General features: G+C 69.4%; 6 protein-coding genes and 1 pseudogene. 4 read left to right on the top strand and 3 right to left on the bottom strand.

Annotated features, from left to right (window positions below; translation table 11 throughout):
- The 4 genes from HMPREF3115_RS20290 to HMPREF3115_RS20275 all read left to right on the top strand — a co-directional run.
- Nucleotides 1–967, top strand: a 967-nt coding sequence (locus tag HMPREF3115_RS20290) for a glycosyltransferase family 2 protein (protein ID WP_218079218.1), incomplete at its 5' end; no start/stop codon positions are given.
- The gene (locus HMPREF3115_RS20285) at nucleotides 954–2,033 is read left to right on the top strand and encodes a glycosyltransferase family 9 protein (RefSeq protein WP_069221633.1); all 1,080 of its coding nucleotides are present in this window, start codon (nucleotides 954–956) and stop codon (nucleotides 2,031–2,033) included. The genes HMPREF3115_RS20290 and HMPREF3115_RS20285, both read left to right, overlap by 14 nt.
- 48 nt (nucleotides 2,034–2,081) lie before the next feature.
- Complete coding sequence (gene hmpA, locus HMPREF3115_RS20280) at nucleotides 2,082–3,293, top strand: NO-inducible flavohemoprotein (RefSeq protein WP_006409524.1); 1,212 nt, start codon at nucleotides 2,082–2,084, stop codon at nucleotides 3,291–3,293.
- Between the two features lie 468 nt (nucleotides 3,294–3,761).
- Nucleotides 3,762–4,445: a type 1 glutamine amidotransferase domain-containing protein gene (locus HMPREF3115_RS20275; RefSeq protein WP_070555773.1), complete on the top strand. Its 684-nt coding sequence runs from the start codon at nucleotides 3,762–3,764 to the stop codon at nucleotides 4,443–4,445.
- 138 nt (nucleotides 4,446–4,583) lie between these two features.
- Here the strand turns inward: HMPREF3115_RS20275 and HMPREF3115_RS20270 are convergent, their stop codons facing one another.
- From HMPREF3115_RS20270 to HMPREF3115_RS20260, 3 genes and pseudogenes are all read right to left on the bottom strand, one after another.
- Nucleotides 4,584–5,825 carry a saccharopine dehydrogenase family protein gene (locus tag HMPREF3115_RS20270; RefSeq protein ID WP_070555771.1) on the bottom strand — a complete coding sequence of 414 codons (1,242 nt, stop codon included), beginning with the start codon at nucleotides 5,823–5,825 and terminating at the stop codon, nucleotides 4,584–4,586.
- 20 nt (nucleotides 5,826–5,845) lie between these two features.
- Nucleotides 5,846–6,124 (bottom strand): annotated as a pseudogene (locus HMPREF3115_RS20265) (hypothetical protein); the annotation flags it as partial.
- 323 nt (nucleotides 6,125–6,447) lie between these two features.
- Nucleotides 6,448–7,168, bottom strand: a 721-nt coding sequence (locus tag HMPREF3115_RS20260; protein ID WP_176748756.1) for a TolC family protein, incomplete at its 5' end; no start/stop codon positions are given.

Genomic DNA, 7,168 nt, shown 5'->3' with positions numbered 1-7,168 from the left:
TGGCCCGCCGCCAGGCGTGCCGCGCGGCGCGGCCGCCGACGCGAACCTAGCCGCGTCGCGCCACGCAGCGCACACCTCACACGACGCGCACGACGCGCACGACACGATCGACCGCCCATCGCCGACACAGACGGCATCGCACGCAGTCGACGTGCTGATTCCGACCTGCGACCGCCCGCACGCGCTCGCGCTGACGCTGACGACCGTCGCGCTGCAAACGCATCGGCCGTTGCGCGTCGTCGTCTCCGATCAATCGGCCGTCGCGGCTGCCGACGATGCGCTGCTGCGTGCCGCCGTGCGCTTCGCCGGCGCGCAGGGCGTCGACGTGCAGATCGAGCGCCACGTGCCGGCGATGGGGCTCGCCGAACAGCGCGCGTTCCTGCTGGCGCATGCGCGTGCGCCGCGCTGCCTGTACGTCGACGACGACGTGATTCTCGAAGCCGATCTCGTCGCGCGCCTCGTGCACGCGCTCGACACGCAGCGGTGCGGCTTCGTCGGCTCCGCGCTGCACGGGCTCAGCCATATCGACGACGTGCGCGCGCACCATCAGCAGGTCGAATTCTGGGAAGATCGCGTGAGACCCGAGGTGCTCGCGCCCGGCGGTCCCGAATGGGCGCGCCATCACCTGCACAGCGCAGCGAATCTGTATCACGCGCAATGCCGGCTGCGCGTGCCGCGCGACGCGTCGCGCGTGTACCGCGTCGCCTGGGTCGGCGGCTGCGTGCTGTTCGATACCGCGAAGCTGCGCGCGAGCGGCGGCTTCGAATTCTGGCGTGCGCTGCCGACGCGGCATTGCGGCGAAGATGTGCTGGCGCAACTGCGCGTGATGGCGCGCTTCGGCGGCTGCGGCCTGTTTCCGTCCGGCGCGTATCACGCGGAACTGCCGACGACCGTGCGCGAGCGCGACGTCGATGCGCCGTTCGTGCTCGCGCACCTGATCGACGAAGCCGATCATGCGATCCGTTGACGGACATATCGGCGACGTCCGGTCGATCGCGGTGGTCGGCCCGGACGCGCTCGGCGACACGATGATGACGCTGCCGGCGCTGCGCGCCTTGCGCGTCGCCTACCGCGACGCGTGCATCGTCTACGTCGGGCTCGACTGGCATGCGTCGTTCTTCCGCGATCGGCCGGGCCCGATCGACGTGGTGCGCGTCCGGCCGGCCGCCGTCGATCCCGGCCGCCCGCTGCCGCCCGACGCCCCGCCCGTTGACCGGATGTTTCGCGTGCGTGCCGACGATCCGCCGTTCGATGTCGCGGTGCAGCTGTACGGCGGCGGCGCGCAGGCCAATCCGTTCACGCGCGCGCTCGGTGCGCGGATCGCCGTCGGCGCGTGCGCACCGGGCGCGCCCCCGCTCGATCGCTGGACGCCCTACGGCCGCTGGCAGAACCGGCGCCTGCTCGCGCTCGAAATCGTGAGCCTGGCCGGCGCGACGCTGTGGCCGGCCGGCCCCGACCTCGCCGTGATCGAGCGCGACCGCCACGCGATGCGCGCGGCGCTGCCGCCCGACATCGCCGAGCATCTGCACGAGCTCGTCGTCGTGCAGCCGTCCGCACGCGATCCCCGCCGGCGCTGGTCGCCGCGGCATTTCGCGGCGGTCGCCGACCGGCTCGCGGCGCGCGGGCTGCGCATCGCGGTGGTCGGCACCACGCAGGAGCGGCCGCTCGTACGCGCGGTGCTCGACGCGATGCACGCGCCCGCGCTCGATCTGGCCGGCGCGCTCGACATCGGCGGCCTCGCGGCGCTGCTCGAACATGCGGCGCTGATGCTGTCGAACGACACGGGGCCGCTGCATCTCGCGGCCGCGCTCGGCACGCCCTGCGTGGGCATATTCTGGTTCACCAATGCGCTGCAGGCCTTGCCGCTCGCTCAGGGCCGCTGTCGCGCGGCGGTGTCGGCGCGCATCGTCTGCCCGGTCTGCGGCGAGCCGAACTTGACGTCGCGCTGCGCGCACGACGACAGCTTCGTCGACGACGTGACCGTCGACGAAGTCGCGACGCTCGCCGACGAAGTGCTCGCCGAGCGTACCTAGCCGCGCCGCTTCCCGAACCGCTTCCGGTCACTTGAAAGGAGTTCGCTCATGCTGACGCAGCAAACGAAGGACATCGTCAAGGCAACGGCCCCCGTGCTGGCCCAACACGGCTACGACATCATCCAGTGCTTCTATCGGCGCCTGTTCGACGCGCATCCGGAACTGAAGAACGTGTTCAACATGACGCACCAGCAACAGGGCCAGCAGCAGCAGGCGCTTGCGCGCGCGGTGTACGCGTATGCGGAAAACATCGAGGATCCCGGCAGCCTCGCGGCCGTGCTGAAGAACATCGCGAACAAGCACGCGAGTCTCGGCGTGCGGCCCGAACACTATCCGATCGTCGGCGAGCATCTGCTCGGCGCGATCAAGGAAACGCTCGGCGATGCGGCCACCGACGCGATCGTCTCCGCGTGGGCGCTGGCGTACGGCAACCTCGCCGATCTGCTCGCCGGGATGGAAAGCGGGCTGTACGAGCAGGCGGCGACGCGCGTCGGCGGCTGGACCGGCTGGCGGACCTTCATCGTCCGCGACAAGCGGCCGGAAAGCAGCGTGATCACGTCGTTCGTGCTGGAGCCGGCCGACGGCCGGCCGGTCGCCAATTTCGAGCCCGGTCAATACGTGAGCGTCGCGGTCGACGTGCCGACGCTCGGCCTGCAGCAGATCCGCCAGTACAGCCTGTCCGACATGCCGAACGGCCGCACGTACCGGATCTCGGTGAAACGCGAAGGCGGCGGCCCCTATCCGCCCGGCTATGTGTCGTGCCTGCTGCACGATCACGTGAACGTCGGCGACGAGGTCCGCCTCGCCGCGCCTTACGGCTGCTTCCATATCGACGTCGATGCGAGCACGCCGATCGTGCTGATCAGCGGCGGCGTGGGCCTCACGCCGATGATCAGCATGCTCAAGCGCGCGATCCAGGATCCGAAGCGGCAGGTCGTGTTCGTCCACGGCGCGCGCAACAGCGGCGTGCACGCGATGCGCGACCGGCTGCGCGAAACCGCGCGCACGCATACGAATTTCAGTCTGATCGTGTTCTACGACGATCCGCTTCCGCAAGACCTCCCCGGCCGCGACTACGACCATGCGGGCCTTGTCGACGTGAATGCGATCAAGGATGCGATCCTGCTGCCGGACGCCGACTACTACATCTGCGGGCCCGTGCCGTTCATGCGGCTGCAGCACGATGCGTTGAAGCAGCTCGGCATTCCGGAAGCGCGGATCCATTACGAGGTGTTCGGGCCGGATCTGTTCGCGGAATGATGCGCGGCGCGCGGGAATCGCGATCGCGACCGGCGCGTGACGTCCCTGCGTATGCGCCGGTGCGGCACTGCAGTCGATGAGCCGCCGCGCCGACGCGCAATCGTCCCGAGCATGGCAAGCCAATCACGTCGGTATTTGCTTTCATCGGGATAAGTTTTCTTATCATAACGACATCGTCCCTATACGTAACTTCGGCTTTCAAAAACGCACGTCGCGTCGGCACCGGTGAAACGCGCAGCATGCCACGCCTCACCGGGCAGGCCGGGACCCGATGCGATCGCTCGGCCTTACATCGTCGACGACCGATTCGACCGCAGCCGCGCAAACCGCTTGACCTTGAACTTTGCTTGAAGGTTATGGTTAACGTCCGCGCGCGTACCGAGGCCACCGGTACGCGCCCTGCCCTGCGGCAAACCACGTCGCGCGATCCGCGACGGCCCGTGGCCGATCGCGACAGGACTACCGAACATGACTCGACGCATCCTCCACGTCGTCACCAACATCGCGCATTACGCCGACCCGTCGCAGCCGACCGGCCTGTGGCTCGCCGAACTGACGCACGCGTACGACATCTTCGCCGCGCGCGGCTACACGCAGCAGCTCGTCAGCCCGAAAGGCGGCGTGTCGCCGCTCGAGCCGCGCTCGCTCAAATGGCCGCACGCGGACGCCGCCGCGAAAGCGTGGCGCGCCGACCCCGCCCATCAGACGCTGCTCGCCAACACCGCACGCCCGGGCGACATCGACGCGGCCGCGTTCGATGCGATCTACTTCACCGGCGGTCACGGCGTGATGTGGGACTTCCCCGACGATGCAGGGCTGCAGCGGCTCACGCGCGAGATCTACGAACGCGGCGGCATCGTCGCGGCGGTCTGCCACGGCTATTGCGGGCTGTTGAACACACGCTTGTCCGACGGGTCGCTGCTCGTGACCGGACGCCGGCTCACGGGCTACGCGTGGATCGAGGAGGTGCTGGCCGGCGTCGCGAACAAGGTGCCGTACAACGTCGAAGCGGAAATGAAACGGCGCGGCGCGCGCTATGAGAAGGCGCTGCTGCCGTTTACGTCGAACGTCGTCGTCGACGGGCACCTCGTGACGGGACAGAATCCGCAGTCGGCGAAGGCGACGGCCGAGCAGGTCGCGGCGCTGCTGTAGCCGGTCGCGCGCGCAACGCAACGAAACGCAACGCATGCGCCGGCCCATCGGTGCCGCGTCGGCCGGCGATCTCGCGACGCGTCGCAGCGGTGCGCGGCGGTGCCGCATCGGCACCGCACACGTCGTTGCGGAATCGGCTCAGATCGCGTCGAAACGCAAGCCCGCATGCCGGACGAGCCGTTCGACGAGCCGCTCGCCGAACATCGTCGCGGGCGTCCAAAACCCGCCGCCGCGCGTGCGGTCGCTGCCTGCGCGGCAGTCGAGCGCGAGACAGATCGCCGCCTGCCCGAGCATCTTGCCCGTCGACCCGTAACCGGGATCGTGATCGCCGGTCACCTTCAGGCGCACGATCCGCCCGCCCGATGCGTGACCGAAGAAGCGCAGATCGAAGCAGCCTGCGCGCTGGGCAGCGAGGCTCGGCCCTTCGCCTGGCTTCGGCAGCAGGAAACGCTCCATCGCGCTGCGCACGGGCTTCACGAGCACGCCGGCCATGAATGCGCCCAGCGCGACGACGGTCGCCCGCGCAACGACGCTCCCGCGGATACCGTGCCCCGTCACGATCGCTTCGTCGTAGCGGAAGCCGTTGCCGTATGCGTCGCCGGCCAGCGCGTTCGAACGGTGTACGACGCGCTCGTTGACGGCCGCCATCACGAACGGTGCGATCCACGCGTCGCAATCGCGATCGAATTCGGCCGACCGGACCGCATGCTGACGCACCGTGAAGCGATGATCGCGCGGGCATAACGCATACGGATCGAGCAGCATGCGGCGCAGTGCCGGATCGGCCGCGGCCTCGCGAACGACATTGATCATGCTCGCGACCGTTCCGCCCGACGCGCCGCCCTTCAAGGTCTTGACGCGCATCGTCACGTGCTCGGCCGGCGCGCCCCATTCGTGCAGCGCGCGTTGTTGAAGAACGTACACGCCGAGATCCGACGGAATCGAATCGAAGCCGCAGCAGTGCACGATGCGCGCGCCCGACTGCGTGGCGGCTGCTTCGTATCGGTCGATCATGCGCTTGATCCACTGCGTCTCGCCCGTCAGATCGCAATAGTCGGTGCCGCTTTGCGCGCAGGCGCGCACGAGCGGCTCGCCGTACAGCGCATAGGGGCCGACGGTCGACACGACGACGCGCGTCTGCGCGCAGAGCGTCTGGAGCTGCACGTCGTCGGACGCGTCGGCGACGAGGATCGGCAGCGTGCGCGCCGCGTCGCCGAGCGAATCGCGCAACTGCACAAGCTTCGCCTCGGAACGGCCGGCGATCGCCCAGCGCAGCGTGTCGGCGCCGCTCGCGAGATGTTCGGCCAGATGGCGCGTGAGGATCTGGCCGACGAAGCTCGTCGCGCCGAACACTACGAGATCGTAGGCGGGGTGGGTCATCGATGATTCCTTGGCGACACGATGGGATCACTCGCGCTCAGCGCTACGAGCGGCGCGACGAACAGCAGTTGCACGCTGCCGGAACGGTAGTAGAAATTCGGCGCCCGGATGGCGCCGAGCGACGACTCCACGATGCGCTTCGGGATGCGCCGGAAGAAGTCGACATTGCCGACGGCCGGGTCGCGTGCGACTTCGTCGAGATCCGGATTCATCCGGAAGCGGTCGTAGTAGCCGCCGGCGGGCACGTCGACCGTGTGCGGCCCGAATCCGACTGGCGTGGTGCCGGTGCGTATGTCCATGTCCTGCCTCTCCTCGCTGATTCGTCGCGGCAGGCACTACACCGCGAGCCCGCGGGCTCAAAGACCCTCAGCCGGCACTCTAGGCTTGAACTTCACTTCAAGGTCAAGGACCTGCATTAGAGGAACGCCTCGGCGCGGCGCGCGCGTGGCGCAATCGGCGTCGGTGGGCCGCGGTGAAGTTCCAGTTGCGCCGGCTTAGCCGCGGCAAGGCGCCAGAGCCGCGCGTGTCGCCGCTGCGCGCTGGTCGTCCAGCAGCATCGCCGATGCATGCAGCACGCGCCGGTATCGGCGCAGCATGACGCAGCGCGCGCCCCCGCGCACGGCTACGGTTGCGCGGGCGCCTGCGCGTCGCGCGCCGCCGCATCGGTTCGCGAAGCATCGGCACGCGCAGCATCGACATGCGAAGCATCGACACGCCGAGCATCCGCACGCGCCACACCATCACGCCCACCCTCCCCCTCCCGCCAACCCCCGCCGAGCGCCTTGTACAGCGCGACGAGATCGGTCGTCGTCTGCAGCGCGCCCTGCACGGCCTGCTGACGCCCTTCCGACCATTGCCGCTCCGCGTCCAGCACGTCGAGAAACGGCGACAGCCCCTTGCGGTAACGATCGCGCGCGAGTTCCAGCGCGCCCTGCTCCGCGCGCACGGCATCGTCGAGCGCGGCCGCGCGCGTCTGGTCGGTGCGGTACACGGCGAGCGCATTGTCGACGTCGCGCAGCGCGACGAGCACGGTCTGCCGATACGCGAGCGCCGCTTCCGCCTGACGCGCCTGCGTGAGCCGCAGGTTCGACACCAGCGCGCCGCCCGAAAAAATCGGCAGCGACACCGCAGGTCCGAACGCATAGAACAGATGCGACCAGTGCGCGAGTTCGCGCACATGTGTCGCGCGCAGCCCGACTTGCCCGGTCAGCGACACGTCCGGATAGAACTGCGCGACCGCGACGCCGACGTCGGCCGTCGCCGCGTGCAGGTCGGCTTCCGCGCGCCGGATGTCGGGCCGGCGGCGCGCGAGCGTCGACGGCAGGCCGACCGGAACGGCGGGG

The organism is Burkholderia sp. HMSC10F09 (genome assembly GCF_001806955.1).
GTDB lineage: Bacteria > Pseudomonadota > Gammaproteobacteria > Burkholderiales > Burkholderiaceae > Burkholderia > Burkholderia multivorans.
Note: the sequence above shows the minus strand (reverse complement) of the source record. Positions and strands in the feature narration are given on the sequence as shown.

Excerpts from the sequence above, each read along its gene's own strand:
- HMPREF3115_RS20285 (WP_069221633.1), top strand. The coding sequence starts at position 954 with ATGCGATCCGTTGACGGACATATCGGCGACGTCCGGTCGATCGCGGTG.
- hmpA (WP_006409524.1), top strand. The coding sequence starts at position 2,082 with ATGCTGACGCAGCAAACGAAGGACATCGTCAAGGCAACGGCCCCCGTG.
- HMPREF3115_RS20275 (WP_070555773.1), top strand. The coding sequence starts at position 3,762 with ATGACTCGACGCATCCTCCACGTCGTCACCAACATCGCGCATTACGCC.
- HMPREF3115_RS20270 (WP_070555771.1), bottom strand. The coding sequence starts at position 5,825 with ATGACCCACCCCGCCTACGATCTCGTAGTGTTCGGCGCGACGAGCTTC.